At 72.8% G+C, this 20986-nt stretch carries 13 protein-coding genes; 5 read left to right on the plus strand and 8 right to left on the minus strand.

Features of this window, described 5'->3' with window-relative positions:
- Positions 1-188 precede the first annotated feature (188 nt).
- Entirely contained in the window at positions 189-3266 is a 3078-nt protein-coding gene (locus tag KIK09_RS15585; protein WP_308164115.1) for a chromosome partitioning protein ParA, read from the plus strand.
- A 44-nt stretch (positions 3267-3310) separates the two neighbouring features.
- Positions 3311-4606, plus strand: coding sequence for a threonine/serine exporter family protein (locus tag KIK09_RS15590; protein ID WP_214319921.1), 1296 nt, complete (start codon positions 3311-3313; stop codon positions 4604-4606).
- 10 nt (positions 4607-4616) lie between these two features.
- On the opposite strand, the gene KIK09_RS15595 is transcribed toward KIK09_RS15590, so the two are convergent.
- Positions 4617-5792: a citrate synthase gene (locus KIK09_RS15595; RefSeq protein ID WP_214319922.1), complete on the minus strand. Its 1176-nt coding sequence runs from the start codon at positions 5790-5792 to the stop codon at positions 4617-4619.
- 67 nt (positions 5793-5859) lie between these two features.
- On the opposite strand from KIK09_RS15595, the gene KIK09_RS15600 reads away from it, so the two are divergent.
- Positions 5860-7077, plus strand: coding sequence for a LeuA family protein (locus KIK09_RS15600; RefSeq protein ID WP_214319923.1), 1218 nt, complete (start codon positions 5860-5862; stop codon positions 7075-7077).
- A gap of 471 nt (positions 7078-7548) precedes the next feature.
- Here KIK09_RS15600 and KIK09_RS15605 read toward each other — a convergent pair whose 3' ends face one another.
- Both KIK09_RS15605 and KIK09_RS15610 read right to left on the minus strand, forming a co-directional pair.
- Complete coding sequence (locus tag KIK09_RS15605; protein WP_214319924.1) at positions 7549-8868, minus strand: NAD(P)/FAD-dependent oxidoreductase; 1320 nt, start codon at positions 8866-8868, stop codon at positions 7549-7551.
- 65 nt (positions 8869-8933) lie between these two features.
- On the minus strand, positions 8934-9482 hold the full coding sequence (locus KIK09_RS15610; RefSeq protein WP_214319925.1) for a TetR/AcrR family transcriptional regulator: 549 nt from the start codon (positions 9480-9482) through the stop codon (positions 8934-8936).
- Between the two features lie 159 nt (positions 9483-9641).
- Here KIK09_RS15610 and KIK09_RS15615 point away from each other — a divergent pair, with 159 nt between their 5' ends.
- Positions 9642-10964 carry an MFS transporter gene (locus KIK09_RS15615; RefSeq protein WP_214319926.1) on the plus strand — a complete coding sequence of 441 codons (1323 nt, stop codon included), beginning with the start codon at positions 9642-9644 and terminating at the stop codon, positions 10962-10964.
- Here the strand turns inward: KIK09_RS15615 and KIK09_RS15620 are convergent.
- Genes KIK09_RS15620 through KIK09_RS57700 form a run of 3 tightly spaced genes read right to left on the minus strand, consistent with a single transcriptional unit; the run spans position 10933 to position 17591 of the window.
- Positions 10933-12225, minus strand: coding sequence for an MFS transporter (locus KIK09_RS15620; protein ID WP_214319927.1), 1293 nt, complete (start codon positions 12223-12225; stop codon positions 10933-10935). The two genes, KIK09_RS15615 and KIK09_RS15620, sit on opposite strands and share 32 nt — an antisense overlap.
- On the minus strand, positions 12222-16289 hold the full coding sequence (locus tag KIK09_RS15625) for an AAA family ATPase (protein WP_214319928.1): 4068 nt from the start codon (positions 16287-16289) through the stop codon (positions 12222-12224). Before KIK09_RS15625 ends, KIK09_RS15620 begins: the two co-directional genes overlap by 4 nt.
- Positions 16290-17591 carry an exonuclease SbcCD subunit D gene (locus KIK09_RS57700; RefSeq protein ID WP_250573195.1) on the minus strand — a complete coding sequence of 434 codons (1302 nt, stop codon included), beginning with the start codon at positions 17589-17591 and terminating at the stop codon, positions 16290-16292.
- 106 nt (positions 17592-17697) lie between these two features.
- On the opposite strand from KIK09_RS57700, the gene KIK09_RS15635 reads away from it, so the two are divergent.
- Positions 17698-19191 (plus strand): alpha/beta hydrolase family protein, encoded by a 1494-nt coding sequence (locus KIK09_RS15635; RefSeq protein ID WP_214319929.1) that lies wholly within the window; start codon positions 17698-17700, stop codon positions 19189-19191.
- On the opposite strand, the gene KIK09_RS15640 is transcribed toward KIK09_RS15635, so the two are convergent.
- Both KIK09_RS15640 and KIK09_RS15645 read right to left on the minus strand, forming a co-directional pair.
- Positions 19164-20096: an alpha/beta hydrolase gene (locus KIK09_RS15640; RefSeq protein WP_250573196.1), complete on the minus strand. Its 933-nt coding sequence runs from the start codon at positions 20094-20096 to the stop codon at positions 19164-19166. The genes KIK09_RS15635 and KIK09_RS15640 overlap by 28 nt on opposite strands.
- Entirely contained in the window at positions 20089-20949 is an 861-nt protein-coding gene (locus tag KIK09_RS15645; RefSeq protein ID WP_214319931.1) for an enoyl-CoA hydratase-related protein, read from the minus strand. Before KIK09_RS15645 ends, KIK09_RS15640 begins: the two co-directional genes overlap by 8 nt.
- Positions 20950-20986: the final 37 nt, after the last annotated feature.

Consider the following 20986-nt stretch of genomic DNA (forward strand, 5'->3'; position numbering starts at 1 on the left):
CGGGAACACTGCGGGCGGGCGTGCGCGGGCGTGGGAACGCGTGCAGCGTGCGGCGGCGCGGGATCCCTGCGGGCGGGCGTGCGCTGGCGTGGGAGATCCCGCAGGCGGGTGTGGGCTTGGGGCCGGTGGTTGGGCCGGTGGGTTGAGTTGGTTTGTGGTTTGGATGGAGGGGTTTCGGGGTGTCTCAGGTGGAGAACGTCGTCGGGGATCGGGTGCTGATCGCCGCGCAGGCGGTCAATATTTCGCGGCTGTCGACGCACCCGGTCCCGATCGTGCCGGGGACGCTGATCGTGGTGGCCGGGGCGGGGCCGAAGGACTCCAACGGGGCGGGCAAGTCGTCGTTCATCGCCTCCATCACCGCCCTGCTGGGCGACGAGCAGTGGCGGTTCGCCTCGGGCGCGAAGGCCGTGTCGGAGCTGCTGTTCAACGCCGAACTGGCCAGCGGCACCGGCGCCCGGCAGTGGGCCAGCGCCGACCACGGCTACATCGTGGGCGTCTTCGGCTACCCGCACGGCCATGAGGTGCCCGAGAGCGACGACGAGCTGTTCCCCGCCGACGAGAGCGGCGCCGTGACGGTGTGGCTGCGCGTCAACCAGGAGGCGCCGCACCTGGAGATCCGCTGGCAGGAGGGTGTACGGCTGGCCGCGGCGGGATCCGAGGCCGAGCGGGTGACCAGGGCGGACGACATCTGGACGGCGCTGCCGAAGTCCGCGGGCCGCAGGGACGTGGTGGCCCGCGACCTGACCAAGGTCCTGTACGGCGACCGCGTCAGGTGCGTGTCGTTCCTGTCGACGTCGGTGCGGAGCAAGGTCGCCACGAACCTGCTGTCGCAGCCGCTCAACGAGATCTCCCCCGAGCGTGTCTTCGAGGCGATCGCCGCGCTCACCGGCCTGGACGCCGAGCTGGAGCAGGAGCGCGAGGCACGCCGCGACGAGCACGCCAGGCGGGTGCGGGCCGCGCAGGCGGGCGAGCGGCTGGCCGAGTTCGAGGTCGAGTCGAAGGCGCTGCTGACCACGTTCGACCGCCGCGATCAGGCGAGGATCCGGCTGGCCGACGCGTTGCGGTGCTGGCGCGGCAGGCAGGCGCGCAAGCTGGCGGACGCGGCGGCGAAGGACGAGACGCTGGCCGCCGAAGCGGCCAAGCACGGGAAGGCGGGCGAGACGGCCGCCGAAGCCGTGGCGATGGTCAAGGCGGAGATCGCCACGCTGAAGGACGACACGCTCGACAGGCGGGCGTCCGACGCGCGCAGGGAGCTGGCGGCGCTGCAGGCCAAGGCGGCCAAGCTGGACGCCGACCGGGCGGTGGCGGAGAACTCGGCCGACGAGCTGCGCGGCCGGATCCCCGCGCTGGAGGAGTCGCGGCGGTTCGCCGACGGGCGCGACGTGCCCACGGCCGAGCGGGAGCTGGGCGAGGCGCGGCGGCGGATGAACGAGGCGTTCAAGGCGCTGGGCGTGGCCGACCAGGAGGTGGCCTCGGCCCAGGCCGCGCTAGACGACGCGGAGGGCGGTCCGGCGGCGGCCCAGCTCAACGCCCTATCCGCCGCGGGCGTCGCGGCGACGGGCCTGCTGGACGCCCTCGACGTAGCAGAACAGGCCCGCGACTACGCCCACTCGGCCGGACCCACCACGACCCAGAACCGCGACACGACCCACAAACAGGAAGCCGGGCGGGACACGACCCACGAACAGGAAGCCGGGCGGGACGCGACCCGGGCGCACGAGGCCGGGGGCAGCGGTGGGCTGGGGCTCGAGGGGCTGCGGGGGTGGCCGAACGAGCACGCCGTGATCGTGGATGCCGCCCACCTGGACGAGGCCGCGCGAGCCCTCGCGGACCTGCCGGGTTCGGTGCTGGTCAGCTCGGCGGGCGTGTCCGTGGTGGGCGCGTTCGACGGCGTCGCGACCGGGCGGGAGGCGCGGATCAAGGCCGCCGAGCACCGGCTCAACCGGGCCAGGGACACGCAGGAGAGCGCCGCGCAAGCCGTACACGAGAGCGAGGAAGCGGTCGCGGAGGCGCAGCGGAGGCTGGAGGGCGCCAAGGCCGGGGTGCAGCTCGCCGAGCTGCAGGAGCGGCTGAAGGAGCGGCGGGCCAGGCTGGCGGAGCTGACCGCAGCGCTGGAGGAGCTGGTGCCGAGCGTGGCCGAGGCCGAGCGGCAGACCACCCAGCTGGACTTCCGCGCCCGCACCAGGGACATGGAGATCGAAAGGCTGGAGGGCCGCAGGCACCGGCACGAGCAGGAGCGCACGCAGGCCCACGACCTGGAGGCCAAGGCGGAGTCCGAGCGGGAGTCGCTCAAGCTCGACGCGCTCAGGGCCGACTGGGGCGGCACGATCGAGACCGCGCGGGAGTGGCTCGCCGCGCTGGCCGAGGAGGAGCAGCCGAGGAGCGCCGACGAGTGGTGGCGCGTGGCCGAGCGGCACCTGGACCAGTCCTTCAGGGACAGCTTCCCCGAGGAGGACGCCGAGGTCCCCGAGGAGCTGGCGTTCCTGCTGGAGGATCGGGGCGGCAGCGCGGCCAGGGAGCAGGCGACGTTCGCCGCCGTGTGCGGTTCGCTGGCCTCCTACCTGCGCGGGCAGGAGGAGTACGAGCGGCACCAGCGCCGCCAGATCGAGGCGCAGATCACCAGCAGGCAGCGCGACCTGGCCGCGGCCACCAAGGGCGCCGAGGAGGCGGCCCAGTCGACGGCGGTGCACAGGGCCGCGCTCACGGCCGCGATCAAGGCCAGGCTGGCCAGGGTGGCGGAGGAGTTCGAGAAGCTCGACACCTCCTACGGCGGCTACGGCGCGACGCTGGAGTTCCCGGTGCCGCCGGCGCCCGCCGATCCCGAGCAGCGCTGGCAGTGGCGGGTCACGCCGAAGTGGCGGCGCGGCGAGGGCCAGGGGTTCGTCCCCTACAACCGGCGGGCCAACACCGCGCTCATGGACGAGAAGGCGGTCAAGCTGGTGTGCGCGGCGGCCATCGCCTCCAGCGGCGGCGGCCACCTGTGCCTGGTGCTCGACGAGCTGGGCCGCAACCTCGGCAAGGAGCACCGCCGCGAGGCGGTCGCGCTGTTCCGCAGGATCGGCGAGACCTACGGCATCACCGTGATCGGGGCGCTCCAGGACGACATGGAGCCGTACGCGATCGACGCCTGCGGCCAGTACGTCAAGCTCAGGCGGTCGTCGGACGCCATGCCGTACAACGAGCCGCCGGTGATCATCGGGCACGACCAGCACGCCGAACGCGTCCGGGCGCTCGCGAAGTACGTGGACAGGAGCCCCAATTCTTAATCAAGCGGCGTTTGCCCTGATAACGACCGGAAATCGTCCTTCCGATGACCTACGCAGCCTCTGAGGCGGATGCGCATCGCGCCATGGCCCTCGCGTTGCACGTCGGCGAGCTGCTGCTGGGCAGCGGCGAGGCGACGGAGAACGTCTCGGGCGCGATGCGCAGGATCCTGCAGACGTACGGCCTGCGCCAGGTCGAGGCCGACGTGAACCTGTCGGCGATCACGCTGTCGCACGTCCCGGAGGACGGCAGGCCGGCGACCACGGCCGAGCGGCGGGTGCGCAGGCGGCAGCCGGACTACGACCGGCTGATCGCGGTGCACGAGCTGGTGCGCGAGATCGTGGCGCAGCAGCTGCCGCTGGCCGACACGCACGACCGGCTGCGCGAGGTGGGCCGCCGGCCGCGCGTCTACCCGGGCTGGGCGGTGGTCACGTCGGTGGCGCTGATCGCGGCGTCGGCGGCGGTGCTGATCGGCGGCGGGCCGATCGTGGCGGCCTCGGCGTTCGTGGCGACCATCATGGGCGACCGGCTGGGCGCGTGGCTGGCCAGGCGCGGCGTGGCGGAGTTCTTCCAGCTCGCGGTGGCCGCCAGTTGCGGCACTCTGATCGCGGTGCTGCTGATCTGGCAGCGGGTGCCGGTGCAGGCCTCGGCCGTGGTGGTGGGCGCGGTGATCGCGCTGCTGCCGGGAAGGCCACTGGTGGCGTGCGTGCAGGACGGCATCGCCGGCGAGTACGTCACGGCCACCGGCAGGTTCACCGAGGTGCTCTTCATCGTGGCGGCGGTGATCTCGGGGATCGGCACGATGCTGTCGATCGCGGTGCTGCTCGGGGTGCCGATCAGGGTGGACGTGGTGCCGGTGGCTCCGCTGTCGCTGGCCGCGCCGCAGCTGCTCGGGGCGCTGGGGGTGAGCCTGACGTTCGCGGTGGCGCTGCTGGTGCCGCCCCGGCACCTGGTGGGAGGCGCGCTGGGCGGCGCGGTGATCTGGGTGACGTTCGTGCTGCTGGCCAGGAACGGGTTCCCGTCGATCATGGCGACGACGCTCGCGGCGGCGGTGGTCGGGCTGCTCGGCACCGCCTACGCGCGGCTGGTGCGGGTGCCGGCGATGGTGTTCGTGATCCCGGCGATCGGCCCGCTGCTGCCCGGCTCGGTGTTGTACCGGGGGATGCTGGAGATGAGCCTGGGCGAGCTGTCGAAGGGCGCGCTCGACCTGGTGGAGGCGCTGTCGATCGCGCTGGCCATCGGCGCGGGCGTGATCCTGGGCGCCGAGGTGCTGCGCGCGCTGCGCGGCCGCGGCCTGGCCCGCCGCATGCGCCCGGCCTCGCGCAGAACGCGCGGCTACTGAAGCTCGATTCCTAGGCGTGCGGCGGCCCGGTGTAGGCCGCGCGCAGGCGCAGCAGGGACCCCTTGGCGTACTCCTCCATCGCGTGCGCCAGCCAGCCCGCCGTCCTGGACACCGCGAAGATCGCCTCACCCGCGCCGGGGATCATGCCGGCCACCGCGCCGAGCGTGGCCAGCGCCAGGTCGATGTTGTGCTCGGGCAGCCGCCGCCTGCGCATCTCCACCAGTACGGCGCGCGCCGCGGCGAGCCGTTCGTGGCCGGGCGCGGCGGCCTCGACCAGGTCGAGCAGGAGGGAGCCGCGGGCGTCGCCGTTCTTGTAGATGCTGTGGCCGAATCCGGGGATGCGCTCTCCCCTGCGGACGCGGTCGCCGACCGCGCGCGCCGCCTGGCCGGGCTCGGCCACCTCGGCCAGCAGGCGCTCGGCGCCGTAGGACGCGCCGCCGTGCAGCGGGCCGCCGAGCACGCCGAGCCCGGTGAGCACCACCGCGTACGGGTCGGCCTTGGCGGAGGCGGCGACGCGGGCGGCCAGCGTGGAGGCGGCAAGCTCGTGGTCGGCCAGCAGGATCATCGCGGACTGGAGCGCGTGGAGCAGCGCCGGGGTGGGCGGGTCCGGGCAGACCTTGCCCCACAGCCGCCCGGCCAGTGATCCGGGATCGCCGGCCCCGAGGGCGGGCAGGGCGTCGACCAGCCCCGAGATCAGCCGGCGGCCGGTGGCGGCCACCGACTCCTGGTCGAGCTGGTAGCGCAGGGAGTCGGACGCGCCGAGCACGGTCGTGATCACCTGCAGCCGGTCGAGCGGCAGCAGATCATCGGACAGCCCGCGCTGCGCGGTCACCGCGGCGTCGAGGGCCGCGGGATCGCTCGCCCACTCCCCGGCGGGCGCGGACCACAGCCACTCGGCCGTCGACTCGAACGTGCCGGTGCGGGCCAGGTCGATCGCGTCCAGGCCGCGGTAGTACTGCCGGTCGACGCCGAGCGCGGTGATCGCGGACTCGATGACCAGCTCGGGCGGCTGCCCGCGGGGACGGCCGCGCCGGGCCAGGCGCTCGATCTCGGCGGCATCGAACAGGCTGCGCCGCCCGTCCTCGCTGTGGCGGCGCTTGAGCACGCCCCTGCTCACGTACGCGTACAGCGTCGCGGGCTTCACGCCGAGCCGCTCAGCCGCGCTCGCGGCGTCGATCCACTCCACACCCAGCCTCCCATGTTGACGAAAATCAATATTGATACATATTGAATGAGCATGTCAACGTGAAGGCATGCCTCAAGTTCACTTCCTCGACGTGACCAACCGGGACGGCGTGCAGACCGCGCGCACCGGCCTGTCGAAGTTCGGCAAGACCATGGTCAACTTCTATCTGGCCAAGCTCGGCGTGGCGCAGTCGGAGATCGGCTTCCCCTTCCTCTTCCACGAGGTCCCCTACGTGCGGGCACAGGTGGCGCTGCAGGAGGCGGGCGCGTTCGGCGACCTGCGCCTGTCGGGCTGGTGCCGCGGGGTGGCGCAGGACGTGGAGCAGGCCGCGCCGCTCGGCCTCAAGCACTACAACCTGTCGATCTCGACGTCCGACTACATGATCCAGAACAAGTTCAAGGGCCGGCTGGACCGGCAGGCGATCATCAGGGAGATGACGGCGGCCATCGGAGCGGCCAAGGCGGCCGGCGCCGAGACGATCGGCGTGAACGCCGAGGACGGCTCGCGCACCGACGACGGGTTCCTGCTCGAGTTCGCGCTGGCGGCCAAGGAGGCCGGGGCCGACCGGGTGCGTTACTGCGACACGATCGGCGGCGACACGCCCGACCGGATCCGCGAGCGCTTCGCCAAGCTGGCCTCGGCCACGGCGATGCCGGTCGAGACCCACTGCCACAACGACCTCGGCCTGGCGGTGGCCAACTCGATCTCGGGCGCGCTCGGCGACCTGGACGCCGGGCAGGACGCCTGGATCAACACCTGCGTCAACGGGATCGGCGAGCGTTCCGGCAACGCGGACCTGCTGTCGACGATCCTCGCCTTCGAGCACGGCTTCGGGCTGAACGCCACGATCGGTGACGCCCTCGACCTGACCTGGGCCAGGCGCTTCGCCCTGTGGGCGGCCTACGCCTTCGGGCAGCCGCTGCCGTACAACCAGGTCGGGGTCGGCCGCAACGCCTTCGCCCACGAGTCGGGCATCCATGCCGACGGCGCGCTCAAGGACCACGGCAACTACGAGCTCTACGACGAGGCCACGCTCGGGCCCTTCCCCGAGGACTGGCACGCGCGGGCGGGCCGCGTCGTCCTGACCGGCGAGTACGGCGGCAAGGCCGGCTTCCGCCACGTCATGGACGGTCTCGGGCTACAGGTGGTGGACGAGGACCTGGCCTTCCGCGTCGTCCAACTCTGCAACGCGATGACCGGCCGCCCCCTCACCGACGACGAACTCACCCTTATCGCAACATATCCCCGCAAACTATCCCTCCTCTTCCCCGGCCTCGCAGACTGACCCACACCTCCGAACGTCCCTTGTACGGCGAGCCGCCACCACCGGGCACCCGGCGGGCGTAGGTCCGGGGGCGCGGGCACCCGGCGGGCGTAGGTCCGGGGGCGCGGGCACCCGGCGGGCGTAGGTCCGGGGGCGCGGGCACCCGGCGGGCGTAGGTCCGGGGGCGCGGGCACCCGGCGGGCGCGGGTCCGGGACGCGGGCACCCGGCGGGCGCGGGTCCGGGACGCGGGCACCCGCGGGCCGTGTCAGGCGCCGGGTCGGCGAGATGTGGTGCGGTGGTAGTCGGCGCCCTGTACGGCGGGGAACCGGGGCCGGGGTGCCACGGTGCCGGAGGGGCGTAACGGCGGCCGGCCACGTCCTGCTGGCGTGGCGTCTCCCTGGACAGAGCCCGGCCCCGTACGGCGGGTGGCGGTTGCGGCGGCCCGCCGTACAGGAGCCCTGCGCAACGAGGTGACTCGCCGTGCAGGTGGCTTATGCGGCGAAGTCCTGGCCTGATCTGGTCGGGAACGAGGCCTGGAAGTCGTCGGCGGGGTGTTCGATGGCGGTGAGCTGGACCAGGTCGCGACGGAAGAGCATCGACAGGGTCCAGTCCGCCAGGACGCGGGCCTTGTGGTTGAAGGTGGGCACCCAGGCCAGGTGGTAGGCCCGGTGCGCCAGCCAGCCGAGGACCCCCGTGAGCTTGAGGCGGTAGACCTGGGCGACGCCCTGGTGGTGGCCGAGCCCGGCGACCGAGCCGAGGTAGGCGTGCCGGTAGGGCTTGAGCGCGCGGCCGCGGACGTAGGCGGCGAGGTTGCGGCTGAGCAGCTTGGCCTGCCGCACCGCGTGCTGGGCGTTGGGCGCGGTGAACTCGCCCGGCCTGGTCAGGTCGGGCACGGCCGCGCCGTCGCCGGCCGCGAAGGCGTCGGCGACGCCCTCCACGGTCAGGTACTCGGTGGCCTTGATCCGCCCGACGCGGTCGAGGGGCAGGCCGCTGGCCGCGTTGAGCGGGTTGGGCCGCCCGCCCGCAGCCCAGACCAGGGTCCCCGCGTCGATGACGGTGCCGTCGTCGAGCGTGGCCCTGCCCTCTTCGGCCGAGACGAGCCGGCTGTTGAGGCGCACAGCGACGCCGCGCTTGGTGAGGGCCTTGGCGGTCCAGGCGCCGAGGTCCTCGTGGAGCTCGGGCAGGATCCGGCCGGTGGCCTCCACCAGCGTCCAGCCGAGCTCGTCGCGCGCGATCGACGGGTGGTAGCGCAGCGCGTCGTCGGCCAGGCCCTGCATCTCGGCCAGCGCCTCGACGCCCGAGAACCCGCCGCCGACCACGACGAACGTCAGCGCCCTGCGGCGGACGTCCGGGTCGTCGGTCGAGGCCGCCGCCGCGAGCTGTCCGAGCACGTGGTTGCGCAGGTGGACGGCCTCGCCCACGGTCTTGAAGCCCACCGCGTGCTCGGCCAGGCCGGGAATCGGCAGCGCACGGAGGATCGAGCCCGCCGCCATCACCACGATGTCGTAGGCCAGGGTCCGCGCGGGCCCCTGCACCGGCTGGAACTCGGCCACCCGCTCGTTGTGGTCGATCCGCGTCACCCGCCCGGCCAGCACCTGGACACCCTTGAGCACCCGGCTGAGCGGGGCGACCACGTGGCGCGGTTCGATCGCGCCGCCCACGGCCTCGGCAAGGAATGGCTGGTAGGTCATGTAGCCGCGGGGGTCGACCACGGTGACGCTCACCTCGCCTGAACGGATGAGCTTGCGCAGCCCCAGCGCGGTGTACATGCCGACATATCCGCCACCGACGATCAGGATGTGCTTCCTCATGGTCCCGTCTCCTTTCGGGTTCTTCACCACAAGGACGGAACAGACCCGGCATTCGTGACAGTGATCTACCTCACACGAAGCCCGTCGAGGGCGAGCTCCAGGAGCCGGTCCACGTCGACCTCGCTGTCGGGACTGCACTCGGCGATCCAGGAGACCGCGCTGACCAGCTTGATCAGGTCGTCGACGGTCATGTCCGCCCTGAACGCCCCCGCGTCCTGCGCCCGTTCGAGCAGGTCGTGGCCCATCGTCCGGAGCGACTCGCAGGAGTCCTTGAGCTCGTCGCTGCCACCTTGGATGCCGACCAGGTACTCGCGCGCCAGCCCCCGGTACCGCGCGGTGTGGTGGATCCACCCGCGCACCCACGCGAGCAGCGCCTCCTCCGGCGCGACCGTCTCCCGCAGCTCGCGCGCCCGCGCCTCCAGGTCCTGCTGCCCCTGGTCGAGTACGGCCTGCACGAGCGCCCGCCGGGTCGGGAAGTGCCGGTAGAGGGTGCCGATGCCGACCCCGGCCGTCCTGGCGATGTCCTCCAGCGACGCCTCGGTCCCATCGCGGTGGAACGCCTGGCTCGCCACCTCCACCAGCCGCAGGTAATTGCGCCGGGCGTCGGCACGCATGAGTGACCTCCCTTGCAAACCGGAGGCACCCTCCGTATATTCACCGGAGGAGGCCTCCACTTACTGTCTCGACTCTATCTCTGGACTGCCATGCAGACGACTGTCCGGACATCCGAGCGGTCCTGGGCGACCCTCGGTGTCCTGGTTACCTCGCAGCTCATGCTCATGATCGATGGAACGATCGTCAATATCGCGCTCCCCCGCATCGGCGCGGAGCTCCACATGTCCCGTACCGACCTGTCGTGGGTGATCAACACCTACATCCTGGCCTTCGGCGGATTGCTGGTGCTGGGCGGGCGCGCCGGCGACATCCTCGGCCGCCGCCGGGTCTTCGTCGCCGGGATCACCCTGTTCACCCTCGCCTCGCTGGTCGGCGGGCTGGCCCCGACGGCCGGGATACTGCTGGCCGCGCGGGTCGTGCAGGGTGTGGGCGCCGCGCTCAGCGGGCCGGGCACCCTGGCGTTGATCACCGGCAACTTCGCCGAGGGAGAGCCCCGCAACCGGGCTCTGGCCGTACTGACCGCCGTGACCAGCGGAGGCTCGGCGATCGGGCTGACCCTGGGCGGCGTGCTCACCGACTCGGCGTCGTGGCGGTGGGTGATGTTCATCAACGTGCCCATCGGCGTGGCCGTCATGCTGCTGACCCCGCGTTTCGTGCGGGAGAGCGAGCGGCATCCCGGCCGGTTCGACCTGCCGGGCGCGCTGACCTCCACGCTCGGCATGACCTCGCTCGTGTACGGGCTCATCAGGGTCTCCTCGGCCGGCTGGTCCGACGGGCAGGCGCTGGGCGCCTTCGCGGCCGGGGTGGTGCTGCTGGCCGTGTTCGGCTGGGTGGAGACCAGGGCCGAGCAGCCTGTCATGCCGCTGCGGCTGCTGGCGGACCCCGGCCGGCTGGGGGCCTACGTCAACATGCTGCTCGTCCCGGCCGCGGGCATCAGCATGTTCTTCTTCATGGGCCAGTACCTGGAGGACGTGCTCGGCTACGGCTCGCTGGCCACGGGCCTGGCGTTCCTGCCGCTGGCCGGGGCGCTGCTCGTCGCCTCGCAACTGGCGCCGCGGCTGATGAGCAGGTACGCCCCCAAGCCCGTCGCGCTCGGCGGCATCGCGGTGATCACGGTCGGCCTGGCCTGGCTCACCCAGGTGGACACCGGCACCTCCTATATCGGCGGGATCCTCGGGCCGATGTTCCTGTTCGGGTTCGGCGCCGGGTTCACGTTCATGCCGCTGACGTCGATCATCCTGTCCGGGGTGGCGCCGAGCGAGGCGGGGGCCGCCTCGGGGCTGATGCAGGCATTCCAGCAGACCGGCGGGTCGCTGGGCCTGGCGATCCTGGTCACGGTGTTCGGCTCGGTCACCGCGCACACCACGCTGCGCGGCACGGCCGCCCTGGCCCAGGGCATCAGCGCCGCCGTCACGGCCACGGCCGTCTTCACCGCCGTCGCGATCGTGATCACTCTGGCGGTACGGCAGCGCCGTACCTGAAGCTCTGGAGGTTCTCCTCGGCGGTCTCGGGGAGGGCGAGCAGGCACAGCAGGCTCAGCACCGCCATCGCCGAGACGTAGATCCCGACGGAGAACACTCCCAGGGCGGTGGCCTGCAGCCAGGTGGCGACCAGCGGCGGCACCGCGCCGCCGAGCACGCCGCCGAGGCTGTAGGCCACCGAGGCGCCGGTGTAGCGGTACTCGGTCCTGAACAGCTCGGGCAGGTAGGCGCCCATCGGGCCGAAGATCAGGCCCATCAGCGCGAGCGCGACCGCCAGCGACAGCCCGACCAGGACCGTCGACCTGGTCTCCATCAGCGGGAACATCACCAGGCCCCACGCGATCGCGACCGCCGTCCCGGTCAGGAGCACCCGCCGCCTGCCGAGGCGGTCGGAGACCAGGGCGGAGACCACGATGCCCGCGGCCATGAAGAGCACGCCGATCATGGTCAGGCCGAGCATCGTGGTCTTCGGGATCTTCAGCGTGGCCGTGCCGTACGACAGGCAGTAGGTCGTGGCCGTGTAGAAGAGCGTGTAGGTGACGGTCATCGCGCCCGCGCCGAGCAGGACACGGCGCCGCTGGTGGCGCATCAGTCCGGCGAACGGGACCCGGGCGATGCGGCGCTGGTCCATGGCGGCCTGGAAGACCGGCGTCTCGGAGATCCGCAGCCTGACGTACAGGCCGATGAGCACCAGCAGCAGGCTGGCCACGAACGGCAGCCGCCAGCCCCACCCGGCGAACTGCCGGTCGGTGAGCGTCGCGCCCAGGATCAGGAACAGCCCGTTGGCCGCGATGAACCCGACCGGGGGGCCGAGCTGCGGGAACATGGCGTACCTGCCGCGCCTGCCCGGCGGCGCGTGCTCGGTGGCCAGCAGCGCGGCGCCGCCCCACTCCCCGCCCAGGCCGAAGCCCTGGGTGAACCGGAGCAGCACCAGCAGTACCGGCGCGGCCACGCCGATGGCCGCGTACCCGGGCAGCAGCCCGATCGCGACCGTCGACAGGCCCATCACCAGCAGCGAGGCCACCAGCATGGACTTGCGGCCGATCCGGTCGCCCCAGTGTCCGAACACCGCCGACCCGAGCGGCCTGGAGACGAACGCCACCGCGAACGTGGAGAACGCCGCGAGCCGTCCCGCCAGCGGGTCGAGCTGGGGGAAGAACGCGGTGTTGAGCACCAGCGCGGCGGCCGTGCCGTAGATGTAGAAGTCGTAGAACTCGATAGCCGTGCCGACCAGGCCGGCCACCGCGATCCTGGTGTTCACGTGATCGTGGAGCCCGTCCGGGTCTTGGTCACCCTCAGCTGGGCGGTGATCCTGCTGCGCAGCTCCGCGACGTGGCTGACGATGCCGACCGCCCGGCCGCCGTCGCGCAGCCCGTCGAGGATGTCCAGGACGCCGTCCAGGGTGTCCTCGTCGAGCGTGCCGAAGCCCTCGTCGACGAAGAGCGTGCCGAGCTCGGCGCCGCCCGCCTCGGCGGTGACCACGTCGGCCAGGCCCAGGGCCAGCGCCAGCGAGGTGATGAACGACTCGCCGCCCGACAGCGTGGCCGGGTCGCGGTCGACCCCGGTCCACCCGTCGGAGATCCGCAGCCCGAGCCCGCCTCCCGAACGGCCGCGGGCGCCCGCGGTCTTGCGCAGGTCGTGCTGGAGCAGGTAGCGGCCGGCGGACATGTGGTCGAGCCGGTCGTTGGCGGCGTCCACGACCTGGCGCAGCCGCTCGCCCAGCACGAACGACGACAGGCTCATGCTCCACTGGTTGTCGGTGGAGGTGCCGCTGGCCAGCGCCGCCATCCGCTCGGCCAGGCGGTGGCGCTCGGCGGCGGGCTCCCACCGTGCCAGGCACGCCTGGAGTTCCTCCGTCAGCTGGCGCAGGCGGCGCAGCCTCGACTCGGCCTGGTCCCGTTCCGAGGCCAGGGCGGTGTGCTCCTGCTCGGCCCGGTCGCGTTCGGCCTCGAGTCCCGCCAGGTCCGCTCTGGGCTGCTCGGCTGCCGCCGTCAGCTCGGGATCCTCGAGCGTCGCGGTGACGGCGGCGTGCTGCGCGTCGAGGCTGCGCAGCAGCTCGGCCTTCCGCTCCCGCTCAGCTCTTGGACGCGCGGCCGCCTGGGCGTCCCTCGGGTCGTCGAAACCCGCCTCCTCGGCGGCCTGCCGTGCGGCCTGCTGCGCCTTCTCGTGCTCGCTTTCCGCCTGCTCGGCGGCCCGGACCGCCTCCAGCGCCTCCCGCAGCAGCTCGGCCTCGTCGGTCAGCCTCGACAGCCGAGCGGCCAGCGTCCGGTCGTCACCGCGCGCGCTGTCGAGCCGCGCCGTCAGCCTCCCGACGTCCCCGCTCAGCTCCTCCTGCCTGGTACGGCCGGCGGCCAGCCGCGCGGTGACGCGCCGCAGCCCCTCCTCCAGCGCAGCCCGCTCCCGCGTCAGCCGCCCGACCTCCGCGGCGAGCCCGGCCTCCCGGCCCGCCGACTCCCGCAGCCCGGCCACCTCCCGCTCGGCCACCCCCAGCACGGTGGTGCCGTCGCCATCCGTGGTGCCGTCGCCATCCGTGGTGCCGTCGCCATCCGTGGTGGCAAGCAGAGGACGCAGGCGCCCGACGAGACGCGACCGCTCCGACCGCAGGTGCTCCTGATGCGTACGCGTCGCCGCCATGGCCTCGGCGACCTCGCGACCCAGATCCGCCACCCGCTGCCACTCCGCCTCGACCCGGTCGACCTCGGCGCTCAACGCCCGCTCCCGCTCGGCCACCACCCGCAACCGCCGAAGCTCCTCCTCAGCCGCCCACACCAACTCCTCGACGGCCTCCTGGGAAACCTCTCCCCCGGCCCGCACCACGGCCGCCAACCGCGCCCCCAACACCTCCAGCCGCGCACCGGCCGCATCCGTCTCCTGGAGCCCGGCCGCGCCCACCGAGCCGCCCTGCGCATGGGACTCCGCTTCAAGCGTCGGCCCCGGCTCAGGGGACTGCCCGTCGAGGGGCGATCCCAGCTCAGAGAACTGCACGTCGAGGGACGATCCCGGCTCGCGGGGCTCCGTGATGGCGAGCGGGCGGGAGCCCAGGAGGGTTGTCACGGTGATCGGGGGCGATGCGAGGGTCTCCCGGGTGGTGGCCAGGCGGGATTCCAGTGTGGCCAGGTGGCGTTCGCCCGACTCGCGTTCCGCGACCGCCGCCTCGTGGGAACGCTCGGCGGACTGCTCGTCCTCGGGCGACGGGGTGCTGGGAGCGGGCGCTGCCAGGTGCGGGTGGTCGGGCGAACCGCACACGGCGCACGGCTCCCCGTCGGCCAGTCCTCGCGCCAGCTCGGCGGCCATGCCGTCGATGCGGGCCTGGCGCAGGTCGAGCCAGCGTTCGCGGAGCGCCTGGGCTCGGTCGACGAGCTCCGTGTGCGCGTGCCTCGCGGTCGCCAGCTCGGCGGTGAGGGCGTCGCGGCGCCGTACCGCGTCGAGAATGACGTGCGCGCCGTCGAGAGTCGCCGCCACGGACGGGATGGCCGCCGCCTCGTCCCGCGTAGCGGCCAGGCGATCCCGCGCCCCGGCCAGCCGATCGGGCAGCTCGGCCGCCGCCGCGGCCACGCCTGCCTCGCGCTCCTCCAGCCCGGCCGCCGTCGCGGCCAGCCGTACCAGCTCCTCCTCGACCCGGACCAGGTCCGCCGCGGCCTCCAGCAACGACTCGGCCGCGGGGATCCGCGCCGCGTCCACCCGCGCCTGGGCGAGCTCACCGTCGGCGGCCTCGACCAGCTCAGGCAGTACGGCCAGCCGCCGCGTCACCGTGGCCTCCTGGGCGACGAGCCCGGTGAGCTCCTCCTCGACCCTGCCCAGGTCGCGACGGACCACCGACAGCCGGGCCTCCTCGGTCAGCAGCTCGGACAGCCGCGCCACCTCGCCCTGCCTGTCGCGCTCCATCCCCGCCAGCCGCTCCACCAGCCCCGCCTCGAACCCCCGCACGGCCGCACGCCCGGCATGGGCGGCCCGCAGGGCCTCACCCTCGGCGGTCCGGGAAGCCCCGGCGTCTCGGGCAGGTAGGAGAGGGCGGGCCCGGGCCACCGCGTCGGTGGCCAGGGTGCGGGCCTTGGCGTAGGTCTCGGCCCGGTGGTTCGCGGCGTTGATCAGCGGGAGTACGCGGTCCGCCCTCGTGGCCTCGTCGAGGATCGCCTCGAGGTCGGCCCGCTCGTCGGCGCGTTCGTCGAGGGTACGGCGCAGGGTGAGCGCCTCAGCGTGGCGGCGTTGCCGTTCGGCCAGCGCCGCGGCCTGCTCGTAGCGGGTCCTGACGGCCCGCAGCGCGAGCTCCCCCGCCGAGAAGCGCTCGCTCGTACGCGCGACGACGCCCTCCACCCTGGCGGCGAGCCACCCCGCCCACCCCAGCGGATCCACCTCGACATCCGGAACCACCACGACCGCAGCAGCGGGCTCGGAGCCTTCCGCCCGGAGGTCCCCGGGGCCGGAGACGCGGTGGTCATAGTCGCGCGCTTCGAAGAGCGTGGGATCAGCGGTGGAGGCGGGACCACCCATGGCGGGGCTTGCTGCCGGCGGTCGCACATCCGCGGCGGCAGGGCTCAGGGACGAGGGAGGCCCGGACGTGGCGGTCCAGGACGGAGCCGCACCGTGGTCACCCGCGACGGAAGACGACGGGTGGTCGTGCATGTCCGGGGTGGCGGGATCGTCGGGGATCGTGTGGGGGCCGGCGGCTTCTTGGAGGCGTTGGAGGGCGTAGTCGACCTCCTGCCTGAGGGTCTGGTGGTCGCGCCAGGTCTGTTTGCGGTGCTCCGCCAGCCACGTCTCCGCCTGGGTGAAGGCTTTGACGGTGAAGAGGCGTTCCAGGAGTTTGCGGCGGTCGTCGCCGTCCGCGCGCAGGAACTTGGCGAAGTCGCCCTGCGGCAGCATCGCCACCTGGCAGAACTGGTCGGCGTTCATGCCGAGCAGCCCGCCGATGAGGTCGCCCGCCTCGTCGGCCCGGGTGGTGAGGCCGTGCCAGGTGTCGCCGAGGCGTTCCTCGACGATGACCTTGGCCTTCTCCTCGGTGAACCCCGAGCCGCGCAGCTTGGGGCGCTGCCAGGCGGGCGAGCGCCGGATGCGGAACAGACGGCCGCGGATGGTGACCTCCAGGGTCACCGACGGCCCCGTGCCCGCGGGAGCGTGGTCGCAGCGCAGCGTGCGGGCACTGTTGCGCTGGCCGGGCACCTGGCCGTAGAGGGCGAAGCAGAGTGCGTCGAGGATCGTGGTCTTGCCCGCGCCCGTCGGACCGTGGATGAGGAAGAGTCCGGCCTCCGCCAGCGAGTCGAAGTCGACCGTTTCCGAGCCCGGGAAGGACCCGAACGCCGTCAGCGAGAGCCGGTGCGGCCGCATCTACGCCATCGTCTCCTTCACCCTCGACGCCTCGATCGCCTGTCTTAGCAGGTCTTCCTCGTCAGGTGCGGCAGGCTCGCCGCGCACCTCCCTGACGAAATCCAGTGCCACCTCCGCCTCGGGCCGCCCGCTGAGCCTGACCTGCTCGACCTTGGCCTGCGGCCCTGAGGGCTCGAACGAGAGCGCCAGCGTGTGCGGGAAGCGGGCACGCAGCCGGTCCATCGCCGACTTGGGCCGGACCGGGTCGGTCAGCGTGACCTGCAGCCAGTGGTCCTCGTACGTCTCGTAGCTGGGCAGGGTCAGCAGGTCGTCGATCGTGCCCCGCAGCCGCCCGATCGGTCGCGGCACGGGCGCGGCCACGAACTCCACGGTGACCGCCCCACCCGGCGCCCGCACGACCTCCACCTCCGGGATCCCGCCCCGCGACCGCTCGCCGCCGCCGTGAAGACCTTCACCCTCCTGGTACGGCGGGCCGCCCGCGGCGACGTCAGTAAGGGCCTCGGCCGCGCCGAAGAGGGCGTCCTGTTCTGTCCCGGCGGGCGCGCGGGGAAGCCGCGCCCGCTCGGAGGACAGCGTGACCAGCCAGCACCCCTTGACCTGACCGGCCTCCGAGAAGGAGTAGGCCAGAGGGGACCCGGAGTAGCGCACCGTGCCGGACATGCGCTGGCGGCCGTGGAGATGGCCCAGGGCGGCGTAGTCCACGCCGTCGAAGGCCGACAGGGGAACGTGGGCGACGCCTCCGACGCTGATGTCGCGCTCACTGTCGCTGGCCTCACCCCCGGTGACGAAGGCGTGTGCCAGCACGACGCTGCGGCGGTGCCGTACGGCGTCGAGGCGGATGCGGGACATGGCGTGGCCGAGCGCGGCGCTGTGGGTGCGCTCGGAGAGCTCCCAGGGGGCACGCACCAGCTCGGGCTCGAGGTAGGGGATGCCGTAGAAGGCGACGTCGTCGAGGACGATGGGGTCCCAGGCGCGGGAGGGCTCGGTGCGCAGGTAGACCCCGGCGGCGTCGAGCAGGTCGGCGCCGAAGCCGAGCCGGCGGGCGGAGTCGTGGTTGCCGCTGATCAGCACCACCTTGGCGCCGGCGCCCACGATGCGGCGCAGCGCGTCCTGCAGCAGGGAGACCGCGTCGACCGGCGGCAGCGCCCGGTCGTAGACGTCGCCGGCGATGGCGACCACGTCGACCCGCTCGGCGTGGACCGTGCCGACGAGGTGGTCGACGAAGGCGGCCTGGGCGTCGAGCAGGCTCTCCCGATGGAACGACCGGCCGAGGTGCCAGTCGGACGTGTGCAGGATCCGCATGTCGCAGGAAGCTAACAGGTCCCACCGACAAATGCGGTCCCCCGCGCCACACGGACCGGGAGTAGGCTGAAAGATCGGCGGGCAGACCAACGCAGACGGGAGGCCGATGCGCACCAGCCGTCGCACCTTGAGCGTCGCCGCCGGCTTGGTGCTGGTGGCGCTGGCGTCCGTCGGCTACGTTCTCCCACCCGCGTTCGACCCGCCCGCGCTCCAGGTCGACCAGGCGTTCAGGTCCATCCCCGCGCAGTCGGCGGCGGAGACGCGGCCGGTGGTCCAGCAGGGCACCTACCGCCAGGAGGAGATCTCGCTCCCCGCCGAGGGCCAGCGCCTGGAGGGAACGGTCCGGATCCCGGTCACGCCTGGCAGGCACCCGGCGATGGTGTTCGTGTCGGGGTCGGGCAACGGGTCGCGGACGGAGTTCACGCCGCAGGCGGAGTTCATGGCCAGGGCGGGCGTGGTCACGCTGGCCTTCGACAAGCGCACGGTCGGCTACAACTTCCGCGACCGGGACTTCGGCCTGCTGGCCGACGACGCGCTGCGGATGGTGGAGTACCTGCGCACCAGGCCGGACGTGGATCCCGCGCGCACCGGGATCTGGGGGGTGAGCGAGGGCGGCTGGGTCGTACCGATCGCGGCGGCCAAGAGCAACGCCGTCGGCTTCGTGGTGCTGGTGTCCTCCTCCAACGTCTCGCCGCTGCGCGAGGTCGCCTGGGCGCTGAACGAGCAGCTGCTCAGGCTGCGCGCCCCGATCGGCGCGCGCGACCTGCTGACCAGGGCGATGGGCGCGGTGGGCTTCAACTTCCTGCGGTACGACGCGATGCCCGCGCTGAGCCGCATCAAGCAACCGGTCCTGGCCTTCTACGGCACCAACGACCCGTCGATCCCGTTCGTGGAGTCCACGCAGGCGTTGACGCAGGCGATGCGCAAGGCCGGCAACGACCAGTACACGATCCGCTTCATGGGCGACGGCGACCACGCGATGCGCGTCAGCGGCGGCCCGTTCACCCACGGCTACCTGGAGACGCTGACGAACTGGGTGACCGGCCTGCCCGGCACGGCGCGTCCGGCCGTGCACATGGCGGGCGCGACGCCGGTGCAGCGCTTCGAGGCCAGCGACGTGCCCAAGGCGCCCTGGTACGCCGGCGGCACGATGCTCGGGCTGACGATCTGCCTGACCGCCGTCGGCTACGTGGCCGGCCCGGTCGCGGCGATGGTGGTACGGCTGCGCGGCAGGGGCCAGTCGCGCTCGGAGACGAACGCGGTGCTGTGGCCGCCGATCAGGCGCAGGCTGAGGCGGATGGCGTGGACCGGGCTCGGGCTGCTGGCCTCCGTGGTGGCCTTCATCACGCTGCTGGTGCTGTTCGCGGTCAACCAGGCGGGCGCCTGGCCCGCCGTGCTGGCCGGATGGCTGGTCGTGCGCGTGCTGGCCGTACTGATGCTGATCCAGGAGGTGACGGCGGTGGCGGCCGTCGTCGCGGCGCTGCGGGAGGGCATGCTGCCCGGGCGCGGCCAGCACGTGGCGATCGCCGGCGTGCTGGGCGGCACCGGGCTGCTGCTCGTGGTCGCCGCCTACTACGGCCTGTTCTCGTTCCCCTGGTAGACATAAGCGTTCAGCCAGCGGTCCAGTTCGGTGAAGGCCTGCTTGCGGGCGGGCCCGGACGACAGCACCACGTCGTGCACGGCGTCGGTGATGCGGACGCAGGTGACGTGCGGGCCGATGGCGGTGGCCCAGCGGGCGATCTGATGGGGATCGAGCACGATGTCGGCCGACTGCACCTCGGGCACGAAGTCCTTCACGCGCATCCCCTTGGTCGAGGCCATCACGAGCACGGGCACGTCGACGGACAGCCCCGCGTGCAGGCGCCGCTGCGCCCTGCGGATCGCGGCCAGCCAGGTGGCGTGCACGGAGAAGCCGCCGAGCGGCTTGAGCTCCAGGTCGTAGTCCCACTCGCCGTGCCGGGAGCGGTGCAGGCTGTCGCCGTAGGCAGTGCTGATGCCGACCGGCAGGGCGCGCGAAGAGTACGACAGCGGCGTCTTGAGCAGGTCGGCGGCCAGGCGCAACGGCGTGGGCACGTTCAGGTCGAGGAAGGGGCTGTTGAGCGCGAGGCCCTGCACCAGCCCCTTGCCGCGGACCCGGTCGGCCCACAGCGCGGCGACGAGCCCGCCGGTGGAGTGGGCGTTGATCGTCACCGAGTCGTGGTCCTCGCGGATGACGCGGACGGCCTCGTCGATCTCGGGGAAGTACTCGGTGATGCTCCTGACCATGCCCCTGGTCTGGTGCGGCAGCAGCGACCTGCCGTACTTGCGCAGGTCGAGCGCGTAGAAGTCGATGCCGCGCTCGAGGTAGTGCTCGGCCAGGTGGTCCTGGAAGAAGTAGTCGGTGAACCCGTGCAGGTACAGCACCGCCCTGGAGGAACCGGAGGAGCCGGCGCGTCTGGACACCAGCGTGGCGACGACCTCGCCCTCGTAGTCCGGGGGCAACTGCAGCACGGTGCTCTCATACATGGCCATCACGATAGGGCCAATCGGGCAAACCGCCAGGAAGATCGGCGCTGATCCTCATCGGGAAGTCGGCCTGCCGCTTCTCCAGGAACGACGTGACGCCCTCGACGGCGTCGGGCGCGGCGCCCAGCTCGGCCATCAGCCGCGAGTCGGCGGCGTGGGCGTCCCACGGCGAGGGTGAGGACAGCCCCGACCACATCAGCCTCCGGATGGCGGCCACCGCGACGGGCGAGGTGTTGTCGGCGATCTCGCGCGCCAGGGCGTAGGCGGCGGGCAGCAGTTCCCCGCCCGGGTAGACCCGGGACACCAGCCGGCCGGCGAGCGCCTCCTCGGCGTCGAAGACCCTGCCGGTGGCGGCCCACTCCATGGCCTGGGCGATGCCCACGATCCTGGGCAGGAACCAGCTTGAGGCCGCCTCGGTGACGATGCCGCGGCGGGCGAAGACGAGGCCGAAGCGGGCGGTGTCGGCGGCCAGCCGTACGTCCATCGGGAGCGTCAGCGTCAGGCCCACGCCGACGGCGGGGCCGTTGATCGCGCCGATGACCGGCTTGAGCGAGCGGGCGATGCGCAGCGCGACCGTGCCGCCGCCGTCGCGGGGATGGCCGTCGACCGTCTCGTCCTGTTCGCGGCGCTGGAAGGTCCCGCCGCCTCCGCTCAGGTCGGCCCCTGCGCAGAACGCGCGGCCCGCTCCCGTGACGACCACGGCGCGTACGTCGTCGTCGGCGTCGGCCAGGTCGAGGGCCTCGATGAACTCCCTGCGCATGGTAAAGGTGAAGGCGTTGAGCTTCTCTGGACGCTTCAATGTGAGGGTGGCGACACGCTCTGCCACGGCGTACTCGATCTCGGAGAAGGCCATGAGCCGAATCTTATTCGGCAACTGATGTTCACCCTCC

The sequence above is a fragment of the Nonomuraea sediminis genome (assembly GCF_018531495.1).
GTDB classification, from domain to species: domain Bacteria; phylum Actinomycetota; class Actinomycetes; order Streptosporangiales; family Streptosporangiaceae; genus Nonomuraea; species Nonomuraea sediminis.

Bases quoted from the DNA above. Each gene is read 5' to 3' on its own strand.
- KIK09_RS15590 (WP_214319921.1), top strand. From the start codon at position 3,311: ATGACCTACGCAGCCTCTGAGGCGGATGCGCATCGCGCCATGGCCCTC.
- KIK09_RS15600 (WP_214319923.1), top strand. From the start codon at position 5,860: ATGCCTCAAGTTCACTTCCTCGACGTGACCAACCGGGACGGCGTGCAG.
- KIK09_RS15605 (WP_214319924.1), bottom strand. From the start codon at position 8,868: ATGAGGAAGCACATCCTGATCGTCGGTGGCGGATATGTCGGCATGTAC.
- KIK09_RS15610 (WP_214319925.1), bottom strand. From the start codon at position 9,482: ATGCGTGCCGACGCCCGGCGCAATTACCTGCGGCTGGTGGAGGTGGCG.
- KIK09_RS15615 (WP_214319926.1), top strand. From the start codon at position 9,642: ATGCTCATGATCGATGGAACGATCGTCAATATCGCGCTCCCCCGCATC.
- KIK09_RS15625 (WP_214319928.1), bottom strand. From the start codon at position 16,289: ATGCGGCCGCACCGGCTCTCGCTGACGGCGTTCGGGTCCTTCCCGGGC.
- KIK09_RS57700 (WP_250573195.1), bottom strand. From the start codon at position 17,591: ATGCGGATCCTGCACACGTCCGACTGGCACCTCGGCCGGTCGTTCCAT.
- KIK09_RS15635 (WP_214319929.1), top strand. From the start codon at position 17,698: ATGCGCACCAGCCGTCGCACCTTGAGCGTCGCCGCCGGCTTGGTGCTG.
- KIK09_RS15640 (WP_250573196.1), bottom strand. From the start codon at position 20,096: ATGTATGAGAGCACCGTGCTGCAGTTGCCCCCGGACTACGAGGGCGAG.
- KIK09_RS15645 (WP_214319931.1), bottom strand. From the start codon at position 20,949: ATGGCCTTCTCCGAGATCGAGTACGCCGTGGCAGAGCGTGTCGCCACC.